At 60.4% G+C, this 23,444-nt stretch carries 22 protein-coding genes; 9 read left to right on the top strand and 13 right to left on the bottom strand.

Annotated elements, in window-relative coordinates; genetic code table 11:
* Window positions 1-12 precede the first annotated feature (12 nt).
* Window positions 13-663: a 3-isopropylmalate dehydratase small subunit gene (gene leuD, locus ACZCWR_RS16855; RefSeq protein WP_487304132.1), complete on the bottom strand. Its 651-nt coding sequence runs from the start codon at window positions 661-663 to the stop codon at window positions 13-15.
* Between the two features lie 33 nt (window positions 664-696).
* Window positions 697-2,106 (bottom strand): 3-isopropylmalate dehydratase large subunit, encoded by a 1,410-nt coding sequence (gene leuC, locus ACZCWR_RS16850; RefSeq protein ID WP_487304131.1) that lies wholly within the window; start codon window positions 2,104-2,106, stop codon window positions 697-699.
* A 299-nt stretch (window positions 2,107-2,405) separates the two neighbouring features.
* Here leuC and ACZCWR_RS16845 point away from each other — a divergent pair, with 299 nt between their 5' ends.
* Together ACZCWR_RS16845 and ACZCWR_RS16840 are read left to right on the top strand one after the other, a co-directional pair.
* Window positions 2,406-2,654: an AbrB/MazE/SpoVT family DNA-binding domain-containing protein gene (locus ACZCWR_RS16845; protein WP_487304130.1), complete on the top strand. Its 249-nt coding sequence runs from the start codon at window positions 2,406-2,408 to the stop codon at window positions 2,652-2,654.
* Entirely contained in the window at window positions 2,648-2,968 is a 321-nt protein-coding gene (locus ACZCWR_RS16840) for a type II toxin-antitoxin system PemK/MazF family toxin (RefSeq protein ID WP_487304129.1), read from the top strand. Before ACZCWR_RS16845 ends, ACZCWR_RS16840 begins: the two co-directional genes overlap by 7 nt.
* Window positions 2,969-3,025: 57 nt before the next feature.
* Here ACZCWR_RS16840 and gltA read toward each other — a convergent pair whose 3' ends face one another.
* The 7 genes from gltA to ACZCWR_RS16805 form a co-directional block, all read right to left on the bottom strand.
* Window positions 3,026-4,327, bottom strand: a complete 1,302-nt coding sequence (gene gltA / locus ACZCWR_RS16835) for a citrate synthase (RefSeq protein ID WP_487304128.1) — start codon at window positions 4,325-4,327, stop codon at window positions 3,026-3,028.
* Between the two features lie 163 nt (window positions 4,328-4,490).
* Window positions 4,491-4,763, bottom strand: a complete 273-nt coding sequence (locus tag ACZCWR_RS16830; protein WP_487304723.1) for an FAD assembly factor SdhE — start codon at window positions 4,761-4,763, stop codon at window positions 4,491-4,493.
* A 20-nt stretch (window positions 4,764-4,783) separates the two neighbouring features.
* On the bottom strand, window positions 4,784-5,488 hold the full coding sequence (locus ACZCWR_RS16825; RefSeq protein WP_031362534.1) for a succinate dehydrogenase iron-sulfur subunit: 705 nt from the start codon (window positions 5,486-5,488) through the stop codon (window positions 4,784-4,786).
* 19 nt (window positions 5,489-5,507) lie between these two features.
* Window positions 5,508-7,283 carry a succinate dehydrogenase flavoprotein subunit gene (gene sdhA, locus ACZCWR_RS16820; protein ID WP_487304127.1) on the bottom strand — a complete coding sequence of 592 codons (1,776 nt, stop codon included), beginning with the start codon at window positions 7,281-7,283 and terminating at the stop codon, window positions 5,508-5,510.
* A gap of 4 nt (window positions 7,284-7,287) precedes the next feature.
* Window positions 7,288-7,656, bottom strand: coding sequence for a succinate dehydrogenase, hydrophobic membrane anchor protein (sdhD, locus tag ACZCWR_RS16815; RefSeq protein WP_487304126.1), 369 nt, complete (start codon window positions 7,654-7,656; stop codon window positions 7,288-7,290).
* A 4-nt stretch (window positions 7,657-7,660) separates the two neighbouring features.
* Window positions 7,661-8,071 carry a succinate dehydrogenase, cytochrome b556 subunit gene (sdhC, locus tag ACZCWR_RS16810; protein WP_487304125.1) on the bottom strand — a complete coding sequence of 137 codons (411 nt, stop codon included), beginning with the start codon at window positions 8,069-8,071 and terminating at the stop codon, window positions 7,661-7,663.
* A gap of 147 nt (window positions 8,072-8,218) precedes the next feature.
* A complete protein-coding gene (locus ACZCWR_RS16805) occupies window positions 8,219-9,016 on the bottom strand; it encodes a GntR family transcriptional regulator (protein ID WP_487304124.1) in 798 nt (265 codons plus the stop codon).
* Window positions 9,017-9,621: 605 nt separating this feature from the next.
* Here ACZCWR_RS16805 and ACZCWR_RS16800 point away from each other — a divergent pair.
* The 6 genes from ACZCWR_RS16800 (at window position 9,622) to acnA (ending at window position 17,887) form a co-directional block, all read left to right on the top strand.
* Entirely contained in the window at window positions 9,622-10,608 is a 987-nt protein-coding gene (locus ACZCWR_RS16800; protein ID WP_487304123.1) for a malate dehydrogenase, read from the top strand.
* Window positions 10,609-10,774: 166 nt separating this feature from the next.
* A complete protein-coding gene (locus tag ACZCWR_RS16795) occupies window positions 10,775-11,770 on the top strand; it encodes an HpcH/HpaI aldolase/citrate lyase family protein (protein ID WP_487304122.1) in 996 nt (331 codons plus the stop codon).
* 69 nt (window positions 11,771-11,839) lie between these two features.
* Entirely contained in the window at window positions 11,840-13,015 is a 1,176-nt protein-coding gene (prpC, locus tag ACZCWR_RS16790; RefSeq protein WP_487304121.1) for a bifunctional 2-methylcitrate synthase/citrate synthase, read from the top strand.
* Window positions 13,016-13,105: 90 nt separating this feature from the next.
* Window positions 13,106-13,630, top strand: a complete 525-nt coding sequence (locus ACZCWR_RS16785; RefSeq protein ID WP_487304120.1) for a hypothetical protein — start codon at window positions 13,106-13,108, stop codon at window positions 13,628-13,630.
* 46 nt (window positions 13,631-13,676) lie between these two features.
* Window positions 13,677-15,128 (top strand): bifunctional 2-methylcitrate dehydratase/aconitate hydratase, encoded by a 1,452-nt coding sequence (locus ACZCWR_RS16780; protein ID WP_487304119.1) that lies wholly within the window; start codon window positions 13,677-13,679, stop codon window positions 15,126-15,128.
* Window positions 15,129-15,169: 41 nt separating this feature from the next.
* Window positions 15,170-17,887 (top strand): aconitate hydratase AcnA, encoded by a 2,718-nt coding sequence (gene acnA, locus ACZCWR_RS16775; RefSeq protein WP_487304118.1) that lies wholly within the window; start codon window positions 15,170-15,172, stop codon window positions 17,885-17,887.
* 82 nt (window positions 17,888-17,969) lie between these two features.
* Here acnA and ACZCWR_RS16770 read toward each other — a convergent pair whose 3' ends face one another.
* A complete protein-coding gene (locus ACZCWR_RS16770) occupies window positions 17,970-18,281 on the bottom strand; it encodes a DUF2917 domain-containing protein (protein WP_487304117.1) in 312 nt (103 codons plus the stop codon).
* 267 nt (window positions 18,282-18,548) lie between these two features.
* Here ACZCWR_RS16770 and ACZCWR_RS16765 point away from each other — a divergent pair, with 267 nt between their 5' ends.
* Entirely contained in the window at window positions 18,549-19,973 is a 1,425-nt protein-coding gene (locus tag ACZCWR_RS16765; RefSeq protein WP_487304116.1) for an aminotransferase-like domain-containing protein, read from the top strand.
* Between the two features lie 880 nt (window positions 19,974-20,853).
* On the opposite strand, the gene ACZCWR_RS16760 is transcribed toward ACZCWR_RS16765, so the two are convergent.
* The 3 genes from ACZCWR_RS16760 to ACZCWR_RS16750 form a co-directional block, all read right to left on the bottom strand.
* Window positions 20,854-21,066 carry a hypothetical protein gene (locus ACZCWR_RS16760; RefSeq protein WP_487304115.1) on the bottom strand — a complete coding sequence of 71 codons (213 nt, stop codon included), beginning with the start codon at window positions 21,064-21,066 and terminating at the stop codon, window positions 20,854-20,856.
* Window positions 21,067-21,263: 197 nt separating this feature from the next.
* A complete protein-coding gene (locus tag ACZCWR_RS16755; protein WP_487304114.1) occupies window positions 21,264-22,832 on the bottom strand; it encodes an FAD-dependent monooxygenase in 1,569 nt (522 codons plus the stop codon).
* Between the two features lie 153 nt (window positions 22,833-22,985).
* Window positions 22,986-23,378, bottom strand: a complete 393-nt coding sequence (locus ACZCWR_RS16750; protein ID WP_487304113.1) for an allophanate hydrolase-related protein — start codon at window positions 23,376-23,378, stop codon at window positions 22,986-22,988.
* Window positions 23,379-23,444: the final 66 nt, after the last annotated feature.

The raw sequence follows: 23,444 nt of genomic DNA, 5'->3' as shown, positions 1-23,444 counted from the left end.
TTAGCCGTCTTTTCAACCAACGAGCCGGTTATTCAACCACGGCTGCTTCGTCAACCTTTCCGCTTCGTACTGACGAATCTTGTCCGCGTGACGCAGCGTGAGGCCGATATCGTCGAAGCCGTTCAGCAGGCAATACTTGCGAAAGCCCGGCACTTCGAACGCGTATTCGGTGCCATCGCCGGTGCGCACGACTTGCGCTTCCAGATCGATCGTCAATTCGAAGCCCACGAACGCATACGTTTCGTTGAACAGCTTATCGACCTGTTGCTCCGTCAGCACGACCGGCAGCAAGCCGTTCTTGAAGCAGTTGTTATAGAAAATATCCGCGAAACTCGGCGCGATGATTGCCCGAAAGCCGTATTGATCCAACGCCCACGGCGCATGCTCGCGCGAACTGCCGCAGCCGAAATTCTTGCGCGTGAGCAGAATCGACGCACCTTTATAACGCGGCTGATTCAGGACGAAATCCGGGTTCAGCGGACGTTGGCTGTTGTCCTGACCGGGCTGGCCGACATCGAGATAACGCCATTCGTCGAACGCGTTCGGGCCGAAACCCGTGCGCTTGATCGACTTGAGAAACTGTTTCGGGATGATCGCGTCCGTATCGACGTTTTCGCGATCCAGCGGCGCGACCAGCCCGCTATGCACAGTGAATTTTTCCATGATCTTCGGACCTTGAGCGATTAGTAAGGCGCGTTAGGCGAGCTTGCGCACATCGACGAAGTGGCCTTCGATCGCGGCGGCGGCGGCCATCGCGGGGCTCACGAGGTGCGTGCGTCCGCCCGCGCCCTGACGACCTTCGAAGTTGCGGTTCGACGTGGATGCACAGCGTTCGCCCGGATCGAGCCGGTCGGCGTTCATCGCGAGGCACATGGAGCAGCCCGGTTCGCGCCATTCGAAGCCCGCGTTCGTGAAAATCTTGTCGAGTCCTTCGCGTTCGGCCTGCGCCTTCACCAGACCGGAGCCCGGCACGACCATCGCCAGCCGAATATTCGATGCCACGCGCTTGCCCAGCGACTTCACGACATACGCGGCCGCGCGCAAATCTTCGATACGCGCATTCGTGCACGAGCCGATGAAAATCTTGTCCGGCTTGATGGATTCGATCGGCGTGTTCGGTTGCAGCGCCATGTAGGTCAGCGCGCGCTCGATGGCGTCGCGCTTGACCGGATCTTTTTCGCGCTCGGGATCGGGCACGCGGCCATCGATCGACGTGACCATTTCCGGCGACGTGCCCCACGTGACTTGCGGCACGATCTCGGCGGCATTCAGTTCCACCACGCGGTCGAACTTCGCGTCCGGGTCCGACTTGAACTGACGCCAGTATTCGACCGCCTGATTCCACTCGACGCCCTGCGGCGAATACGGCCGGTCCTTCAGATAGCTGATGGTCGTGTCGTCCACGGCGACCATGCCGGCGCGCGCGCCTGCTTCGATCGCCATGTTGCAGACGGTCATGCGGCCTTCCATGGTGAGCGCGCGCATGGTCGAGCCGCCGAATTCGATGGCGTAGCCCGTGCCGCCCGCAGTCCCGATCTTGCCGATGATCGCCAGCACGATGTCCTTCGCGGTACAGCCGCGCGGCAACTGGCCTTCGACCTTCACGAGCATGTTCTTGCTCTTCTTCTGCAAGAGCGTTTGCGTGGCCAGCACATGTTCCACTTCCGACGTGCCGATGCCATGCGCCAGCGCGCCGAACGCGCCGTGCGTGGACGTATGCGAATCCCCGCACACGATGGTCATGCCCGGCAACGTCGCGCCCTGTTCCGGCCCGATGATATGCACGATGCCCTGACGCAGATCGTTCATCTTGAACTGCGTGATGCCGTAGGCGTCGCAGTTGTCATCGAGCGTGTCGACTTGCAGCTTCGAGATCGGGTCCGCGATGCCGTGCGTGCGGTCGGTGGTCGGCACGTTGTGGTCGGACACCGCCAGATTCGCGCTGATGCGCCACACCGGACGCTTTTCCAGCTTCAGCCCTTCGAACGCCTGCGGGCTCGTCACTTCATGCAGCAGGTGACGGTCGATATAGAGGATCGAGGTTCCGTCCTCTTCCGTGTGGATCACATGCGTGTTCCACAATTTGTCGTAGAGAGTCTGTGCCATGGTGAGCGCTTTTTTGGATGACTGCGGGGAATGTTCGACGATTATGCCACTTCCGAGCGTGCGACGGGTACTAGGATGAGGGTAAAAACCTAATAAAAACAGGTAGTTATGGTAGTGGTTGCAGTACCCGGATGAGGAATACCCGGGTGAGCGTCCTTTTAGCCTAGTCCATTTGGACGAGTTTTCTTGCGATGCGGCCTTCGCTTACTCTTTGACTTAGCGGCTCAGGCAGCGCGCGATTGACGGATGACCGTCGAAATTATAACCTCGTAATAACATTGGTCACCGCTATGGAACTCATGAGAACCACTATCAGAAGGATCGGCAACTCGCAGGGCGTGCTTATTCCCAAGGTCTTCCTCGTTCAGCTTGGACTGGAGAACGAGGTCGAAATGGATGTCGAAAACGATTCGATCGTGCTGCGCCGGCCGCGTGACAACCCGCGACAAGGTTGGGCGGAGGCAAGCCGCGCGGTGGCCGAAAGCGGCGACGATGCGTTGGTCTTGGGCGAGTTCGGCAACGATGACGACGCGGAGCTCGAATGGTAGCGCGCGGCGATATCTGGCTGGTCGCGCTCGATCCGACGCGCGGAAGCGAAGTGCAGAAAACGCGCCCATGCGTGGTGGTGTCGCCGGATGAACTGCATGCTCATTTGCGTACGGTGATGATCGCGCCGATGACGTCGCAAGGTAGGCCCGCGCCGTTCCGTGTTCCGGTGACGTTCAAACGCAAGCACGGGCTGATTTTGCTGGATCAGATTCGAACGGTGGATAAGGTGCGGCTGGTCAGGAAGGAAGGTGTTGTTCGTGAGGAGACGCTTGCGGATACGTTGCGGGTGTTAAGGGAAGTGTTTGCGGATTGAAAAAAACCCCGGCAATCACTTACCGGGGTTTCTCTCAAACCAAACCTACCAAACCACTCACCGCTTATCAATCGCCTTCGCATCGCGCGGCGTCTGCCCAACAAACAACTGACGCGGACGCCCAATCTTCTGCTCCGGATCAGCAATCATCTCGTTCCATTGCGCGATCCAGCCCACCGTGCGCGCCATCGCGAAGATACACGTGAACATGGACGTCGGAATGCCGAGCGCGCGCTGCACGATGCCCGAATAGAAATCGACGTTCGGATACAGCTTGCGCGACACGAAGTATTCGTCCTCGAGCGCGATCTTTTCCAGTTCCATCGCGAGCTTGAAGAGCGGGTCGTCGTGCAGGCCCAGTTCTTCCAGCACTTCGTGGCACGTCTCGCGCATGAGCTTGGCGCGCGGGTCGTAGTTCTTGTAGACGCGGTGGCCGAAGCCCATCAGCTTCACGCCCGAATTCTTGTCCTTCACCTGCTTGATGAACTCGGGAATGTTATCGACCGAGCCGATTTCTTCCAGCATGTTCAGCGCAGCTTCGTTCGCGCCGCCGTGCGCCGGGCCCCACAGACAAGCGATACCGGCCGCGATACACGCAAACGGATTTGCACCCGACGAACCCGCCAGACGCACCGTGGAAGTCGACGCGTTCTGCTCGTGATCCGCGTGCAGGATCAGGATACGGTCGAGCGCGCGCACCAGCACGTCGTTGACCTTGTACTCCTCGCACGGGTTCGAGAACATCATGTACATGAAGTTCGCGCTGTACGACAGATCGTTCTTCGGATAAACGAACGGCTGGCCGATGCTGAACTTGTAAGCCATGGCCACCAGCGTCGGCAGCTTGGCGATCATGCGGATGGCCGACACTTCGCGATGACGCGGATCGTTGATGTTCAGCGAGTCGTGATAGAACGCCGACAGCGCGCCCACGGCGGCGACCAGCACCGCCATCGGATGCGCATCGCGGCGGAAGCCGCGGAAGAAGAAGTGCATCTGCTCATGCACCATCGTGTGGTGCGTGACCGTGTCCACGAATTCCTTGTTCTGCGCGGCGGTGGGCAGTTCGCCCTTCAGCAGCAGATAGCAGGTTTCGAGGAAGTCGGCGTTCACCGCCAGTTCTTCGATCGGGTAACCGCGATAGAGCAGTTCGCCCTTGTCGCCATCGATATACGTGATCGCGGAATTACACGCGGCCGTCGACATGAAGCCCGGGTCATACGTGAACTTGCCGGTCTGACCATACAGCTTGCGGATGTCGATCACGTCCGGGCCCATGGTGCCCTTGTAAATCGGCATTTCGACGCTCGGCGAATTGTCGCTGAACGATAGCGTGGCTTTAACATCTGACGGGGTCATAGCACATCCTCAATCGAAGTGTGGATACAGGTTTTCGATAATTTGCACGACGGAAGCTGCGCGGCACAAACTGTACTGTCAGCCGGTGTGTTCTCGGCTTATTGTTTGACTGATCAAGCTTTGATCGGCCTATTTTGCAGAATTTCGGGAATTCCTGCTGAAATCACACGGTTCGCAGGTGGCCGAGCACACGCACCACGTCCGCCGTCGCCAACGCCCCTTCCGGCTCCGTCCGCGCAAGCAGCAGGTCCATCAGTTCGTTGTCGCTCAACTCCAGCAGTTGCGTGAGCGCGCCGACATCGGCATCGCTCAGATCGTGTTCGTAGCGCGCGAAGAACTGCTCGAAGATCAGATCGTTTTCGAGCAGCCCGCGCCGCGCCCGCCAGCGCAATCGCGCGCGGCGGGCCGGGTCGGACTGGTGTGAAGTTTCAGTTATTTCAGGCGAATCGTTCATCGTCAGACCGCGCGACGCACCATCAATTCCTTGATCTTGCCGATCGCCTTCGTCGGGTTCAGCCCCTTCGGGCAGACATCGACGCAGTTCATGATCGTGTGGCAACGGAACAGACGGTACGGATCTTCCAGATTGTCCAGACGCTCGCCGGTGGCCTCATCCCGGCTATCGGCGATGAACCGATACGCCTGCAACAAGCCCGCCGGACCCACGAACTTGTCCGGGTTCCACCAGAAGCTCGGACACGACGTCGAGCAACTCGCGCACAGAATGCACTCGTAGAGCCCGTCGAGTTCGTCGCGCTCTTCCGGCGTCTGCAGCCGTTCCTTCTCGGGCGGCGGCGTGTCGTTGATCAGATACGGCTTGATCGAATGATACTGATTAAAAAATTGCGTGAAGTCGCAGATCAGGTCCCGCACCACCGGCAGTCCGGGCAGCGGACGCAGCACGATCTTTTGCGGCAAATCGTTCATGTTCTGCAGGCACGCGAGCCCATTCTTGCCGTTGATGTTCATCGCATCCGACCCGCACACGCCTTCACGGCACGAGCGACGGAACGACAAGGTTTCATCGACCGACTTCAGCTTGAGCAATGCATCGAGCAACATGCGTTCGTGCGAATCGATCTCGATCTCGTACGTCTGCATGCGCGGCGCCGCGTCCTTGTCCGGATCGTAGCGATAGATTTCAAAGGTTCTCTTAGCCATTTCGTATTCCTCTCGCGCCTTAGAACGTGCGTGCCTTGGGCGGCACCGAGTCGACCGTCAGCGGTTTCATCTGCACCGGCTTGTAGTCGAGGCGGTCGCCCTCGCTGAACCACAGCGTATGGCGCATCCAGTTCTCGTCATCGCGATGCTCGTAGTCGCTGTGCGCGTGCGCACCACGGCTTTCCTTGCGCGCTTCGGCGGAGATCATCGTCGCGCGCGCGACTTCGATCAGGTTCGCCAACTCCAGCGCTTCGACCTTCGCGGTGTTGAACACCTTCGATTTGTCTTTCAGATGCACGTGCTTCACGCGCTCGCTGAGTTCCTTGACCTTATCGACGCCCTCTTCCAGCAGCTTCGACGTACGGAACACGCCCGCGTGCGCCTGCATGGTCGCGCGGATGTCGCCCGCGATGTGCTGCGTGTATTCGCCTGACGTGGAACGCTCCAGCATCGCGAGGCGTTCGAGCGCGAAGTCGGCGGCATCGGCCGGCAGCGGCTTGTGCTCCTTCAATTCCTTCGCATGCTTGATGATGTGATTGCCCGCCGCGCGCCCGAACACGACCAGATCCAGCAGCGAGTTCGTGCCCAGACGATTCGCGCCATGCACCGAGACGCACGAGCATTCGCCGACCGCGTAGAAGCCGTTGACCGGATCGCTGTAACCGTTCGCCGTACCGACGACTTGACCGTGCATATTCGTCGGTATGCCACCCATCTGATAGTGGATGGTCGGCACCACCGGAATCGGCTCCTTGATGCAATCGACGTTCGCGAACTTCAGCGCGATCTCGCGAATCGACGGCAGGCGCTTCATGATCGTCTCCGCACCGATATGCGACAGATCGAGCAAGACGTGGTCCTTGTTCGGACCGACGCCGCGTCCTTCCTTGATTTCCTGATCCATCGAACGCGAGACGAAATCGCGCGGCGCGAGATCCTTCAGCGTCGGCGCATAGCGTTCCATGAAGCGATCGCCATTCGAATTGCGCAGAATGCCGCCTTCGCCGCGCACGCCTTCGGTAATCAGCACGCCTGCGCCTGCGACACCGGTCGGGTGGAATTGCCAGAACTCCATGTCCTGCAACGCGATGCCCGAACGCGCCGCCATGCCGAGTCCATCGCCCGTATTAATAAACGCATTCGTCGATGCCGCGAAGATGCGGCCCGCGCCGCCCGTGGCGAACAACGTGGTCTTGCCTTCGAGGATATGGACTTCGCCCGTTTCCATTTCGAGCGCGGTTACGCCGAGCACATCGCCTTCGGCGTCGCGGATCAGATCCAGCGCCATCCATTCGACGAAGAAATGCGTCTTAGCGGCGACGTTCTGCTGATACAGCGTATGCAGGAGCGCATGCCCTGTACGGTCAGCAGCCGCACACGCGCGTTGCACCGGCTTCTCACCATAATTCGCCGTATGCCCGCCAAACGGACGCTGATAGATCGTGCCATCGGGATTCCGGTCGAACGGCATGCCCATGTGTTCGAGTTCATACACCGCATTGGGCGCTTCACGACACATGAATTCGATCGCATCCTGGTCGCCGAGCCAGTCGGAGCCCTTGATCGTGTCGTAGAAGTGATAGTGCCAGTTGTCCTCGCTCATGTTGCCAAGCGACGCACCGATGCCGCCTTGCGCGGCCACCGTATGCGAGCGCGTCGGGAACACCTTCGACAAAACCGCGACGGACAGGCCCGCGCGCGCCAGTTGCAGCGAGGCGCGCATGCCCGAGCCGCCCGCACCCACGATCACTACGTCAAAGCGCCGACGCGGCAGGGAAGTCTTGATTGCAGCCATGTTCTTACACTCTCCAGAGAATCTGTGCGGCGTAGCCGGCGCATCCCACGAGCCACAGGATGGTCAGCACTTGCAGGAAGAGGCGCACGCCCATGGGCTTCACGTAATCCATCCAGATATCGCGAATGCCTACCCACGCGTGATAGAACAGGCACAGCAAGGCCACGAACGTGGCGAGCTTCATCCACTGCATCGAGAAGATGCCCGCCCAGCCTTCGTACGAGAAAGCATGCGCGGCGAAGAACCAGAACAGCAGCACGAGCGTGTAGACGGCCATGACCACGGCCGTGATGCGTTGCGCGAGCCAGTCGCGCAAACCATAGTGCGCGCCGACCACCAGGCGCTTGGGGCCGACTCTATTGGGGGATGTCATGTTTTTAAAAGAGTCCAAAGAGTTTGAGGGCCATCGCAAGCGTCAATAGCAGCGACACGACGAGCACGATCAGCGCGGTCTGCTTGCCGCCTTCCTTGTTCACCGCGACATGCGTATCGAGCAAGAGAAAGCGAATGCCCGCGCAGAAGTGGTGCAGATAGGCCCACGACAACACCAGCGTGACGATCTTGATGAGGGGATTGGCCAGAAAGCCCTTGAACGCGTCGAAGCTCAGTTCGGACGTCAGGCTCTGATCGAGCAGATACAGAATGAAGGGCAGCGAGATGAACAACAACAAGCCACTCACCCGATGCAGGATCGAGACCTTGCCCGCGAGCGGCAGGCGGTACTTCGATAATTGACCGATCCCGATGTTCCGGAATTCGGGCCGTGGTTTTTTTACGGCTTCAGCCATGCTAGACCCCAACTCGTTATTACACTAACCCGCAATTTTAGCGCCTTTTGATTCCGCAATGCAGCGAAAGGTCGCACTATTAAACGCATTCTTATTCGTGCATCGCGCGTGCTCACATGCATCTCTCGCCACGCGCCGATGTTTCGTTCAACTCAAGTCGTTCTGATAGTAGTAGCCGGTCGTGACATACCATCCGCGCCTCACCTCGACGGGGCGATCGCCGTACGTATAGGACACGCGCTCGACCGACAGCAGCGGATAACCCGGCGCGACATCGAGAAACTGCGCGACGGTTTCATCGGCGGCGAGTGCGCGAATCTTTTCCGTGGCGCGGATCATGCGCGTGCCGAACTCGGTTTCGAACATCGCGTAGAGCGGGCCTTTGTAATCCGCGAGCCGCTCGGCCGTCAGCCCGCGAAAGATCGCGCCCGGCAGCCAGATTTCATCGAATACGGTCGTCACGCCATCAAACTGCAACAAGCGCTTGATAAGAACGACGGGGTCGGCGGGCTTGAGATCGAGTTGACGCGCGATTTCGGCGGGCGCGCGCAGGCGGCGGCATTCGAGCAGGCGGCTCACGTGGGGATGCGCATCGCCGTCATCGGGGAGAAGACGCAGGAAGCGGAACTGGACGCGGTCTTCGTTGTGCGTGGCGACGAAGGTGCCCTTGCCCTGACGGCGCACGAGCAGATTGTCCGCCGCGAGTTCGTCGATGGCCTTGCGCACCGTGCCCTGACTGACCTTGTAGCGGGCGGCCAGTTCGACCTCGCTCGGGATGATCTCGCCGGGCTTCCATTCGCCCGATTCGAGCCCTTGCGTGATGAGCGCCTTGATTTGCTGATACAACGGGCTGAACGTCGGCGATGGCGTGCCCGCCGGCTCAGCCGCAGGTGCGCCGCCGTTCGGGTTCGTCGTGCTCGCCGGGTTGGAATTCATGCCGCGCATTTCAACACAAAGCCGCGTCGCGCGTCCAGATGTTTCCCGGAGATTCCTATGTCTTATATAAGACATAAGATAGTGTTGACATTGGCTCGGAGCACTCCTACACTCCTTGTCGAGCAAGGGTTTGCGGGTCATTGCACGGCCGGACCCGTTGCCGGTCAGCGCGTTTTCTTGAGCCTTTTTCGTTCGAATCCGCACCGCCGGCACAGGCCGACGAGTCATCCACCGTTCGTCTTCCAGCCGCGCAATTCACCGCCAGGCACGCCCTTTCGCTCGTGCCTCACGCCGATCGTCCCTTCGATTCGCGCGCCGCTGCCTAGCCCTTCGCCTCGCAACGTCCTGCGCCGTCCCGAATGGACGTTTGCCGTCAGACCCGGGCGGAACACGCGCCTTCTCCGGTTTTCCTGTACACCTCTCGCTCGAAGAGAAAATTCTTGGCATGAACGGCCTCGCGCCGTCGGGCGCTCGATCGCGCGCAAGCCCTTTGGCGCTTGGGCTTCGGGCGTTTCGCGCGCGGCACGGCTGGCATGTCTTCATCAACGCTTGGCGTATCGCGCATAAAATGGCGTTTTCCCTAGCGTTCCACGCTTCGTCCAGGAGAGTTATCAATGGCTAAGTCCGCAAAGCGCGTTGCCGTCACCGGCGCCGCAGGTCAAATCGGCTACTCGCTGCTGTTCCGCATCGCCAATGGCGATCTTCTCGGCAAAGACCAGCCCGTGATTCTGCAATTGCTCGATCTGCCGCAAGCGCAAGGCGCCGTCAAGGGCGTCGTGATGGAACTGGAAGATTGCGCGTTCCCGCTGCTCGCGGGCGTCGTGGTCACGGACGATCCCAAGGTCGCGTTCAAGGATGCCGACGTCGCGCTGCTGGTCGGTGCACGTCCGCGCTCGAAGGGCATGGAGCGCAAGGACCTGCTCTCGGCCAACGCGGAAATTTTCACGGTGCAGGGCAAGGCACTGAACGATGTCGCCAGCCGCGACGTCAAGGTGCTGGTGGTCGGCAACCCGGCCAACACGAATGCGTACATCGCCATGAAGTCGGCGCCGGACCTGCCGAAGAAGAACTTCACGGCCATGCTGCGTCTGGACCACAACCGCGCGCTGTCGCAACTGGCGGCCAAGTCGGGCAAGCCGGTCGCATCGATCGAAAAGCTCGCGGTGTGGGGCAATCACTCGCCGACCATGTACCCGGACTTCCGTTTCGCGAAGGCCGAAGGTCAGGATCTGACCAAGCTCATCAACGACGACGAATGGAACCGCAACACGTTCATTCCGACCGTTGGCAAGCGCGGTGCGGCGATCATCGAGGCGCGTGGTTTGTCGTCGGCGGCGTCCGCGGCGAATGCGGCCATCGATCACGTGCGTGACTGGGTGCTCGGCACGAACGGCAAGTGGGTGACCATGGGTATTCCGTCGGATGGCTCGTACGGCATTCCGGAAGACATCATCTACGGCGTGCCCGTGACTTGCGAAAACGGCGAGTACAAGCGCGTCGAAGGGCTCGAAATCGATGCCTTCTCGCGCGAAAAGATGGACGGCACGCTGAACGAACTGCTCGAAGAACGCGACGGCGTTTCGCATCTGCTGGGCAAGTAAAGCGAGGAAAGCTCCCACGCTTTACCCATGCGCGAATGCCTTCAAAAGCGTTCGCGCCTGATCCGATCGCGCTTGAGAAGTTCGCCGAAACTGTCGAGCGCGGCCGAATCAGAAGTTTTGAGCAGGATCGACTCCCCATTTCACAAAATCGGACCCAAAGCCGACGATGCGCGCTCTCACTCCCGCCGACGTGCTGTTTGACGGCGAACCGCAGCCCGCGGTCCCGCCGCCCTGCGATCACTACGCCGGCAGCGAAAAGCTGATGAAGAAATCGCTCGCGTTGCAGGCGCAACTCGGGCCGGTTTTCGATATCACGCTGGATTGCGAGGACGGCGCGCAAGTCGGGCGCGAGGCGGAACACGCGGAACTCGTCGCGTCGTTTGTGGGCGGCGAGGAAGACCGCTTCGGGCGCGTGGGCGTGCGCATCCACGATTTCGATCATCGCGCGTGGCGTGAGGACGTGCGCATCATCCTGCGGCATGCGAAGCACGCGCCCGCCTTCATCATGCTGCCGAAGGTTCGTAGCGCGTCGAATGCCGCCGAGATGGTCGCGTTCATCGACGATACGCGTCGTGAATTCGGCATCGCGCAAAGTATTCCTTGTCATCTGCTGATCGAAACGCATGGCGCGCTGGCGCAGGCGTTCGAACTGGCCGCGTTGCCGGGCGTCGAATCGCTCAGTTTCGGGCTGATGGACTTCGTTTCCGCGCACAACGGCGCGATTCCCGATTCCGCCATGCGCTCGCCCGGCCAGTTCGATCATCCGCTCGTGCGGCGCGCGAAGCTGGAGATCGCGGCGGCGTGTCACGCGCACGGCAAGGTGCCTTCGCACAACGTATCGACGGAAGTGCGCGATATGAGCATCGTCGCGAACGATGCCGCGCGCGCCCGCAACGAGTTCGGCTACACGCGCATGTGGAGCATCCATCCCGAGCAGATTCGGCCGATTATCGAGGCGTTCTCGCCGCTTGAGGACGAGATCGCGCTCGCCGCCGGGATTCTGCTGGCCGCACAGCACGCACAATGGGGACCGACGCGTCATGGCGACACGCTGCATGATCGCGCAAGTTATCGCTATTACTGGTCGGTTTTGCGCCGCGCGCAGGCAACCGGGCATGCGGTGCCGGACGAATGTGCGCCCTGGTTTGTGGAACACGTATAAAGAACGCTTTACATCCGAAGCACGAGAAGTAACGCCGCATCACGAGCGTAGTCAAGGAGACGCGAGAGAATGAGCGATACCGCATCGACCGAAGCACCCGCCGCATCCGGCGGTTTCAAGCCGAAGAAATCCGTCGCGCTGTCGGGCGTGACAGCGGGCAATACCGCGCTGTGCACCGTGGGCCGCACGGGCAACGATCTGCACTATCGCGGCTACGACATTCTCGATATCGCGACGACGAGCGAGTTCGAGGAGATTGCGTATTTGCTGGTGCATGGCAAGTTGCCGAATGTCGCTGAATTGAAGGCGTATAAAGCCAAGCTCAAGGCGTTGCGCGGTCTGCCCGCGAATCTCAAAGCCGCGCTCGAATGGATTCCGGCATCCGCTCATCCGATGGACGTGATGCGCACCGGCGTTTCCGTACTTGGCACCTTGCTGCCCGAGAAGGACGATCACAACATTCCGGGCGCGAAAGACATCGCCGATAAGTTGATGGCTTCGCTCGGCTCGATGCTTCTCTACTGGTATCACTATTCGCACAATGGCAAGCGCATTGAAGTGGAAACCGATGACGATTCCATCGGCGGCCACTTTCTGCATTTGTTACATGGCGTGGAACCGTCGAAGTCCTGGGTCGATGCCATGCACGTCTCGCTCAACCTCTACGCCGAACACGAGTTCAACGCATCGACGTTCACGACGCGCGTGATTGCAGGGACCGGCTCCGATATGTATTCCGCGCTCACGGGCGGCATCGGCGCTTTGCGCGGTCCGAAGCATGGCGGCGCAAACGAAGTCGCGTTCGAAATTCAGTCGCGCTATTTGAACGCGGACGAAGCGGAAACGGATATCAAACGCCGCGTCGAAAACAAGGAAGTGGTGATCGGCTTCGGCCATCCCGTCTATACCATTTCCGATCCGCGCAACAAAGTCATCAAGGACGTCGCGAAAAAGCTCTCCAAGGAAGCAGGCGATACGAAACTTTTCGATATCGCCGAACGTCTTGAAACAGTCATGTGGAATGCGAAGAAAATGTTCCCCAATCTCGACTGGTTCAGCGCGGTGTCGTATCACATGATGGGCGTGCCCACGGCCATGTTCACGCCGCTGTTCGTGATCTCGCGCACGGCGGGCTGGAGCGCGCACATCATCGAGCAGCGAATCGACAACAAGATCATCCGGCCGAGCGCGAATTACACAGGACCGGAAAATTTGAAGTTCACGTCATTAAATAAGCGAAAATAGCGGGCTGTGCGATCGGAGTGTCCGTTGGGGGATATTCCATTCCGCGCAGCAAACGCCATTCAACCCAAAGTTTTCGAAAAGGTTTCATCGATGAACAAACTCTTGATCGCTGCAATCATCGGCACGCTGGCCACCGCCAGCACGTTCGTCAGTGCCGATGCCTTCGCGGCGGCGACAGCAACAGGCGCCAGCGCGGCCAAGGCCAAGCGTCCCGCTCCGGCGCGCCGACTCGTCAAGCGCTCGTCCAAGGCCGAAGCGGCTGCGGCAGCGAAGACCGATCCGATTCCCGAAGGGTCGGTCAAGTGGTCGTGCAAGGACGGCACGGCTTTCTACCTGAAAGGCGACATGAAGCGTGATGCCATCGTCACGGTGAACTGGGCCAAGAAGGACTACAAACTGCCGCGTCAGGACACGACGACCGGCGCGGACCGCTTCCACGATGTGGCGTCCGGCATGGATCTGGTCGTGATCCCGAGCAAGGCGATGCTTTTCTCCGACAAGGACGAATCGCGCCTCGCCGACGAGTGCGTGACGCCCGAGATGGCCGCGGGCGCCACGGCACCCACGCAAGCGGAAGCGCTGAAGCAGAACCCGCTGATCAAGCCCGAGCAATAAGCCCGGGCTGTCATTCCGATCGGCACATATAAAACAGGAATCCTCGATGTCCGCACCGATCTCAAACGTCCGGCCTGACCCGGACCGAGTTCTTATCGACATAGTCGACTATGTTCTCAACTTTTCCGTCGACAGCACCCTTGCGCTCGAAACGGCGCGCAATTGTTTGATCGACACGCTCGGCTGCGGACTCGAAGCCCTCTCCTATCCCGCCTGCACCAAGCTGATGGGACCGATCGTGCCCGGCACGATCGTCCCCAACGGCGCGAAGGTGCCCGGCACCCAGTTTCAGCTCGACCCGGTTCAGGCCGCCTTCAACATCGGCGCGATGATCCGCTGGCTCGATTTCAACGATACGTGGCTGGCTGCGGAATGGGGTCATCCGTCGGATAACCTCGGTGGCATTTTGGCCACTGCGGACTGGCTTTCGCGTAATGCCATCGCGTCCGGCAAGCAGCCGTTGAGCATGAAGGACGTGCTTGTCGCGATGGTCAAGGCGCATGAGATTCAAGGCTGCATCGCGCTGGAGAATTCGTTCAACAAGGTTGGGCTCGATCACGTTTTGCTCGTGAAGCTGGCTTCTACCGCTGTGGTCGGGCAGATGATCGGCTTGACGCGCGACGAACTCATCAACGCGGTGTCGCTTGCGTTCGTGGATGGTCATTCGCTGCGCACGTATCGTCATGCACCGAATACCGGCTCGCGCAAGTCGTGGGCGGCGGGCGATGCCACTTCCCGCGCCGTGCGTCTCGCATTGATCGCGAAGACCGGCGAGATGGGCTATCCGTCTGTGTTGAGCGCCAAAACGTGGGGCTTTTACGATGTCCTTTTCAAGGGCAACGAGTTCAAGTTCCAGCGCCCGTATGGCTCGTATGTGATGGAGAACGTGCTGTTCAAGATTTCGTTCCCCGCTGAGTTTCACTCGCAAACCGCCGTCGAAGCGGCGATGACGATTCACGACAAGCTGAAAGATGCTGGCAAGCGCGTCGAAGACATCAAGAAGATCACGATTCGCACGCACGAAGCGGCGATTCGCATCATCGATAAGAAGGGGCCATTGAATAACCCGGCGGACCGCGATCACTGCATTCAGTACATGATCGCCGTGCCGCTGATTCACGGCCGTCTCACCGCCGCCGATTACGAAGATTCGATTGCGCAAGACCCGCGCATCGATACCTTGCGCGCGAAGATGGAATGCGTGGAAGACACGCAGTACACCCACGATTATCACGACCCGGATAAACGCTCGATTGCCAACGCGCTCACCGTCGAATTCAACGATGGCACCAAGCTCGATGAAATCGCGGTCGAATATCCGATCGGTCACAAGCGCCGCCGTGAAGACGGCATTCCGCTGCTCGTCGAAAAGTTCAAGACGAATTTGGCGCGGCGCTTCCCGCAGAAGCAACAGCAAGCGATCCTCGCGGTATCGCTGGATCAGGCACGGCTCGAAGCCATGCCGGTCAATGAATACGTCGATCTGTACGTGATTTAGTGATTTAGTCATTTCCTCGTCTTAGCCCTAGGAAAATAACCATGGCCCACAATCTCCACAAAACGCTCAAGGAATTCGACAGCGGCTCCGGCAAAGGCAAGTTTTATTCGCTGCCCCAGCTTGGCGACGCCCTGAAGGTCAAGATCGACCGTCTGCCGGTCTCGATTCGGCTGGTGCTCGAATCGGTGCTGCGCAATTACGACGGCAAGAAGATCTCCGAGGAGCATATCGAGCAACTCGCGAACTGGAAGCCCACGGCCGCTCGCGTCGATGAAATCCCGTTCGTCGTCGCGCGCGTCGTGCTGCAGGATTTCACCGGCGTGCCGCTGCTCGCCGATATCGCCGCGATGCGTGGCGTCGCCGAACGCGCAGGCAAGGACCCGAAGGCCATCGAGCCGCTCGTGCCGGTGGACCTCGTGGTCGATCACTCGGTGCAGATCGATCACTTCCGCGAGCCGAACGCGCTCGACCTGAACATGAAGCTGGAATTCCAGCGCAATAACGAGCGCTACCAGTTCATGAAGTGGGGCATGCAGGCGTTCGATACGTTCAAGGTCGTGCCGCCGGGCATCGGTATCGTTCACCAGGTGAATCTGGAATATCTCGCGCGCGGCGTGCACAAGAAGCAGGAAGGCGCGGATACGGTCTATTACCCGGACACGCTGGTCGGCACTGACTCGCACACCACGATGATCAACGGCATCGGCGTGGTGGGCTGGGGCGTGGGCGGCATCGAGGCGGAAGCGGGCATGCTCGGCCAGCCGGTGTACTTCCTCACGCCGGACGTGGTCGGCGTCGAGTTGAAGGGCAAGCTGCGCGAAGGCTGCACGGCCACCGACCTCGTGCTGACCATCACGGAAATGCTGCGTAAAGAGAAGGTCGTCGGCAAGTTCGTCGAGTTCTTCGGCGAAGGCACGGCCTCGATCGGCGTGCCGGACCGCGCGACCATCGGCAACATGGCACCGGAATACGGCGCGACCATGGGCTTCTTCCCGGTCGATGAAAAAACCATCGACTACTTCAAGGGCACGGGCCGCACGGACGCGGAAATCGCCGCGTTCGAGAAGTATTTCAAGGCGCAAAAGCTGTGGGGCGTGCCGAAGGCGGGCGATATCGACTACACCAAGACGCTCACGCTCGATCTGTCGAGCGTCGCGCCGTCGCTGGCGGGTCCGAAGCGTCCGCAGGACCGCATCGAGATCGGCAATGTAAAGAGCACGTTCGAAGACCTGTTCTCGAAGCCGGTCGGCGAAAACGGCTTCAACAAGAAGGCGGCCGAACTCGACACGCAATACAAGACAACCGATGGCGTCAACGTGAAGAACGGCGACGTGCTGATCGCCGCGATCACGTCGTGCACGAACACGTCGAATCCGAGCGTGCTGCTGGCCGCCGGGCTGCTGGCGAAGAAGGCGGTCGAAGCGGGTTTGACGGTTGCGCCGCACATCAAGACGTCACTGGCGCCGGGGTCGCGCATCGTCACGGAATATCTGACGAAGACGGGCCTTCTGACCTATCTCGACCAACTCGGTTTCACGCTCGCGGCGTATGGCTGCACGACGTGTATCGGCAATGCGGGCGACCTGACGCCGGAACTGAACGACGCCATCGTGAAGAACGATATCGTCGCGGCAGCGGTGCTCTCGGGCAACCGTAACTTCGAAGCGCGTATTCACCCGAACATCCGCGCGAACTTCCTGGCTTCGCCGCCGCTGGTCGTGGCCTATGCCATCGCGGGCAATATCACGCGCGATCTGATGACCGAGCCGGTCGGCAAGGGCAAGGACGGCCGCGACATCTACCTCGGCGACATCTGGCCGACGAGCGACGAAGTGCACGCGCTGCTCAAGTTCGCGCTGGATGCGAAGGCGTTCCGCGAGAACTACTCGCAGCTCACGAAAGACGGCGATCTGTGGAGCAAGATCGAAGGCGAAAGCGGTCAGGTCTACGACTGGCCGAAGTCGACGTATATCGCCGAGCCGCCGTTCTTCGGCCACGATTTCTCGATGCAACCGGCCGATTCGATTCCGCAGGTCAAGGGCGCGCGCGCGCTCGGCGTGTTCGGCGACTCCGTGACGACCGACCACATCAGCCCGGCGGGTTCGATCAAGGAAACGTCGCCGGCAGGCGTGTGGCTGAAGGCGAACGGCGTGCAGAAGGCCGACTTCAACAGCTACGGTTCGCGTCGCGGCAACCATGACGTGATGATGCGCGGCACCTTCGCGAACGTGCGGATCAAGAACCTGATGATCCCGGCGAAGGCCGACGGCACGCGCATCGAAGGCGGCCTGACGATTCACCAGCCGAGCGGCGAACAGTTGTCCATTTACGATGCCGCGATGAAGTATATCGACGCCGGCACGCCGACCATCGTGTTCGCCGGCGAAGAGTACGGCACGGGTTCGTCACGCGACTGGGCGGCGAAGGGCACGCAACTGCTCGGCGTGAAGGCCGTGGTGGCGCGCAGCTTCGAGCGGATCCATCGCTCGAATCTGGTCGGCATGGGCGTGTTGCCGCTGCAGTTCAAGGGCACCGACAGCGTGCAATCGCTCAATATCACGGGCGAAGAAACGTTCGATGTCGAAGACCTCGGCGACGAATTCAAGCCGCAACAGGAAGTCACGCTGGTGATCCATCGCAAGGACGGCAAGGAAGACCGCGTGCCGGTGCTTCTGCGTATCGATACGCCGATCGAAGTGGATTACTACAAGCACGGCGGGATTCTGCCGTTCGTGCTGCGCTCGCTGCTCGCAGCGTAAGCGCACGTAGCACCTTTGCAGGTGACCGCGCTCGAAAGGGCGCGGGAACATTGGACCCGGCGAAAGCCGGGTTTTTTTTCGCCTACGCTTCGTAGCTCGCAACGTTCATCGGATGCGCGCGGCGCGCAAACCACGCACGCACCATCTGGCTGAGGCTGCGCGCCGAATGTGAGGCCAGTGAGAACCAGCTTGCGTCCGCGGTGCCGCTGACCCAGATCGTCGTGTACGCCTGAAGTTCGACGGACGCGCCCGCGTCCAACCAGAAATCGTCGGCCTGCCCTTCGATGGTCAGCCAGATTTGTCCGCGCGTGACGCGCAGCGTTTGCGGACGGTCGATCACCCAGCGCGTGGGCGCATCGCGCCGGTCGAGTTCGAAAGTACGGATTTCACGCATGATGCCGCTCCTTTGATTCGTGTGGCCAGTTGTCTCATTATTAGGCCGATCCCGAACAGCTTGAATGAACAGTTCCGCACAGTTGCGTCGGAACTGTTCAGCCAAAATGAACGAACAGTTCGGTGGTGACTGACGCACCAAAATAGTCTCCTATACCGTTCAGCCAGTATTGACGGGGCTTTTCGGATGCGTTCGAATGAGAGCACGACACCGGTGAACAGCACAACCCAACTGTTCACCCAAACTGACTGAACACTTCGACCGACCATGAACGCCCTTCCCCTTACCATCGATGGCGCCACCGGCGTGCCGCTGACCGAGCAGATCGTCGGCCAGATCGAGGCGATGATCCGCTCGCGCCGTGTGCTGGCGGGCGCGAAACTGCCGTCCATCCGCCAGCTTGCCGCCGAGCAGCGCATCAGCCGGTTTCCGGTGATCGAGGCATACGACCGTCTCGCGTCGCGCGGACTGATTCAGCCGAGGCACGGCTCGGGCTTTTACGTGGCGAATCACATCGAGGAACGCGAAGGCGATGCGGGCAACTGCAATCCGCGTCTCGCGGAAGAAGAATCGAACCAGATTCTTCAGCAGTTCAACTACCCCGGCGAGACGCTCAAACTGTCGAGCGGGTTTATTCCCGAAGCATGGCGCGATCTCGACGGCCTCACGCAAGCCATCCGGCAGGCCACGCGCGAGGACGTATCGAGCGTGATCGATTACGCCATTCCGCACGGCGACATGGCGCTGCGCCAGCAAGTGCTCATGCGCATCAACACGCTCGGCATCGACGCCGATCTGCCGAACGTGATGATCACCAACGGCGCGAGTCAGGCGCTCGATCTGATCGTGCGGACCATGCTCAAGCCCGGCGACACGGTGTTCGTGGAAGACCCCGGTTACTACAATTTGTTCGGCCTCCTGAAGCTGCAGGGCGTGCGACTGGTCGGCGTGCCGCGTCTGGCGAACGGGCCGGATATCGATGTGGCCGAGGCGTTGCTCAAGGAGCACAAGCCGAAGCTGTTCTTCGTCAATACCGTTTTCCAGAACCCGACCGCGACCAACATTGCGCCGCAAGTCGCGTTCAGGCTGCTGCAACTGGCGACGCAATACGGTTTCTCGATTGTCGAGGACGATATCTATGCCGATTTTCAGGCCGTGCCGACGCAGCGCTTAGCCACGCTCGATCAACTCGATCGCGTGATCTATGTAGGCGGGTTGTCCAAGACGCTGTCGTCGTCGCTGCGGATTGGCTATCTTGCGGCGAATCGCGCGCTGGTGAAAAGTCTTGTGGATGTGAAGGTGCTGACGTCGCTTGGTGGCACGCGGTTCGCGGAAGCCGTTGCGGCGAGTTTGCTGGAACGTGGCACGTATCGGAAGTATTTGGAACGTCTGCGCAAGCGCGTGCGCGATTCGCTCTCGAGTGCGGTGCAGACGCTCGAAAGTCATGGCTGGGAAGTGTTCGATGAACCCGGTGGCGGGAATTTCATTTGGGCGAAGGTGCCGGGAGTCGAGGATTCGAACGTGCTCGTTCGGGAAGCGGTCAAGTTCGGCGTGACGCTCGCGCCGGGGAGTTACTATCGGCCGAATGGGGAAGCGTGCGCGTGGGTGCGGGTTAATTCGGCCTATGCAGGTGATCGGCGTGCGACGCGGTTTTTTGAAGCGATGAGTGAGTTGGTGGCGGGGCGGGTTTGATGTTTAGGCAGGGTTTGCTTTCATGGTCGTTGACGGGTTGGTTTTGTTGGTTTGTCGTGCGAGGGGCTTGTCTTGTTTGTGCTGCTTTTTCAGTAGCCGCCTCCCCGGCGGGGGGGTAACTTTCTTTGCTGCTGCAAAGAAAGTCACCAAAGAAAGCAGCTTTTTACCCCATGCACGATGGCGGGAAAGGGTTGGTCTGGATTAACGGATACTGTGGCCGCAATAGGACCTTTCACGTATGCAACCGCTTAGGCAACCTAGCGATTACGCGCTCTAACTCTCCAGTCTAAGTGGTCCGCAGTCATTCAATCGGCCATGCGCTTCGCACGCCGAGAGCTTTAGAACGGAATCCCGCAGCGTATCGGCGCCCAGCCACATCACGCCACATCGCACCTCTCCCATTGGGCCCAACCTTGGTAAGCGCTTCTGGGCAAAGCGCACACACCAACGCAAGTCATCTTTTAGTCGGAGCACTAACCAAGGTAGGGCCGAATAGCAATCTTGCGGAGACGCGTGATGTTGCTGGGCGCTAATAGGCTGCGGGATTCCGTTCTAAAGCTCTCGGCGCGCGCAGCGCATGGCCGAAGGAATGAATGCGGACCACAGACCTTTGGCTATTCGAGCGCGAAATCGCTAGGTTGCCTAAGCGGCTCGTTATACGTGGAACGTCCTATTGCGGCCACTGCATCCGTTAATCCAGACCAACCCTCTCCAGCCAGCGTGCATGGGGTAAAAAGCTGCTTTCTTTGGTGACTTTCTTTGCAGCAGCAAAGAAAGTTACCCCCCCGCCGGGGAGGCGGCTACTGCATAAACAACACAAACAACAGCAGCCCCTTGCAAGACAAAACGTGTCGAATGACTCAAAGCCTACGCAAAGGCGTCACACGGCGCCCGACCGTCCAAACCCCGCAAGCCGCCGCAACACATCCTGCCCCTTGTCCGTAAGCGAAGGAAAAACCTGCCCAGTCGGCAGACTACGAATCTCGACGAGTTCTTCTTGACGCAACCGCGCCGCAAGCTGCCCGAAAACTTCGACTTGATTCGGCGAGTACTGAACAAGCATCAACGTGGAAATTTCGTGAGGACTGAGCATGGGTTCTCCAGATCCGGCGGAGCAGGCCGCGTTCAATGCATCGTAGAGACCGAAGCTGGCAATTAGGCTACGCGAATTTTTCCACTCGTTACGCGGTTACACGTTCGCAACGCGGCAGCCGCGTGGGCAAGGCTCGCGGCGCGCTGCGTGTAACACGCCGTCAGCGGCGGCAAGTCAACGCAATCACGCAGGGCCGTTCAGACCGCGCCGGGAGCGATCACCATCGCGAGATAGCGCTCCAATGCAACGATGTCGTCATCCTTGCCGCGCAATGCGATCACCATATCGGGCCGAATCAGCACCCAGCCCGCGCCATCGAAGCCATAGCGCTTGAGCGCCGCATCGTGCGTATCCGGCGATGCATTCAGCATGACGGTGGCGACCGCATCCTCGTAAGCGGCCACGCACTCGGCGGCGCGCGGCGTGTTGCCGAAGGTGAGCAACGTGTGGCGCTCGCTCAGGAGCGGCCAGAGCGTGTGCGTGTCGCCCGAACGATCCGTCCACGCGATGTCGAGCGCACGCGTGCCCGCCGCGCCGCGTTCTACATGGCGCGATGCCTCGCCCAGCGCGACCAACGGACCGTCGTGATACGTCACGTCCGTCTCCGACATCTCCGTGCGCAGCTTATTCTGCAGCGCAGGCATGTGATCGAGCACGCGCACGGCGGCATCGCGCACCATGCGCGCGAGCGGATGCGGTGCCATGCCCACATGCAAGAGCCGCGTCGCATTCTTGATGACCTCGCGCGCCACGGGCCGGCGCTCCGCTTCGTAACTATCGAGCAGCGTCGCCGCATGCCCGCGTCCCTGCAAGACATACGCGAGCTTCCAGCCGAGATTGGCGGCATCCTGAATGCCGGTGTTCATGCCTTGGCCGCCAGCGGGACTGTGGATATGCGCGGCATCGCCCGCGAGGAAAGCGCGCGCGCCGCGATAACGCGTCGCCAATCGTTCGTTGATGTGAAACGTCGAGAGCCAGCCCGGTTCGGACAACTGCGCGCCCGGCGGGCCGTGTTGCGTGATGCTCTGCTGAAGCCGTTCGAGCGCGGGCGGTGCATCGCCCTGATCTTCCGCGTCATGCGGACGCCGGCAGATCACGCGCCAGATGCCCTGCTCGAACGGAAACAGCGCGATGGTGCCGCCGTCGTGCCACCAGATATGGATGCTGTGCGCATCGAGTTGCGCGCCGTCGATGCGCACATCGCCGAGCCAGTACGCGTAGTGCTCCGTGTCGCCCTCGAAGTCGATGCCGAGCGCATGACGCACCGCGCTTTTCGCGCCGTCCGCGCCGATCACCCAAGCGGCGCGCGTGGTTTCCTCGCGGCCATCGGCGTGACGCAGCGTGACGGTCACGCCATCGGCTTCTTCCGTGAGACCGGTCAGTTCGACGCCGCGCTGCACGGTGCCACCCATCTGCGTGAGACGTTCGGCAAGAATTGCTTCGGTCTGCGATTGAGGCAAGAGAATCGGCTGCGGATGCGCGCTGTCGATGCCGTCTTCCATCGAAATGCGCGTCAGGCGTTGCGCGCCGTCACCGAACACGACCGCCTGCAACGGCACGCCCGCATGCGCGAATTCCGCGCCCACGCCCAGACCGCTCAGCACTTCGAGACTCGCGGGCCACACGACCAGCGCCTTGGACAAATCGGCCGCTTTGCTCAGTTTGTCGATGACACGCGCCGCGATACCATGACGCCGCAGCGTCAGCGCGAGCGTGAGGCCGGTCGGCCCGGCGCCGACGATCAGAACGGAAGGTTGTGGGCCCATGGCCTTCTCCTCGGACAACTCGACTTTCGATCGATGTCGGCGGAGAGACAGAGCATGCGAAAACGCGGGGCCGACTCATCTAGTCTGATTGTCGTATCGCGCGGCTGCAAGGAAAATCGCACGCCTTCGTTTTTATTCGCCTGAACAAATTGCTCAGGGCAGGTAACGATGCCCGGTATATTCGCGCCAGCCACCCATTTCGGTGATTTCCTTTTGCCCTTCCAGCAGCCACGATTCGGCCAGCACGCCGAGCACTTCGCTGTCATCGGCAAGCACAACCTTGCCGATGGCAAGCCCCGCCGGTTCGCTCATCAACAATCCGCCGAGACCGTGCATGGGCAGACGCCATATTTCGAGCGATACCGCCGCGCCGCCGCTTCTCACGCGGATCATGCCCGGATGCCGGTCGCCGATGCTCCAGATGAGATAGCACGCCGCCGTGCGATCCTCGCGCACGAATTCGCCGCCCGCCGCGATCATGTTGTGATTGAGTTCGAGGCCGCGCATCAGCGTGCCGTTCACGGCGAGCAAGGTCGTGTCGCTCATGGGTTCGTTGCTCCTTTGGCTCGTTGATACGTATTCCGAATCGCTAGAGCATTAATTCTCGCAGAT

The organism is Caballeronia sp. A2-2 (assembly GCF_057612605.2).
This window is presented reverse-complemented; position numbering and strand designations above follow the sequence as displayed.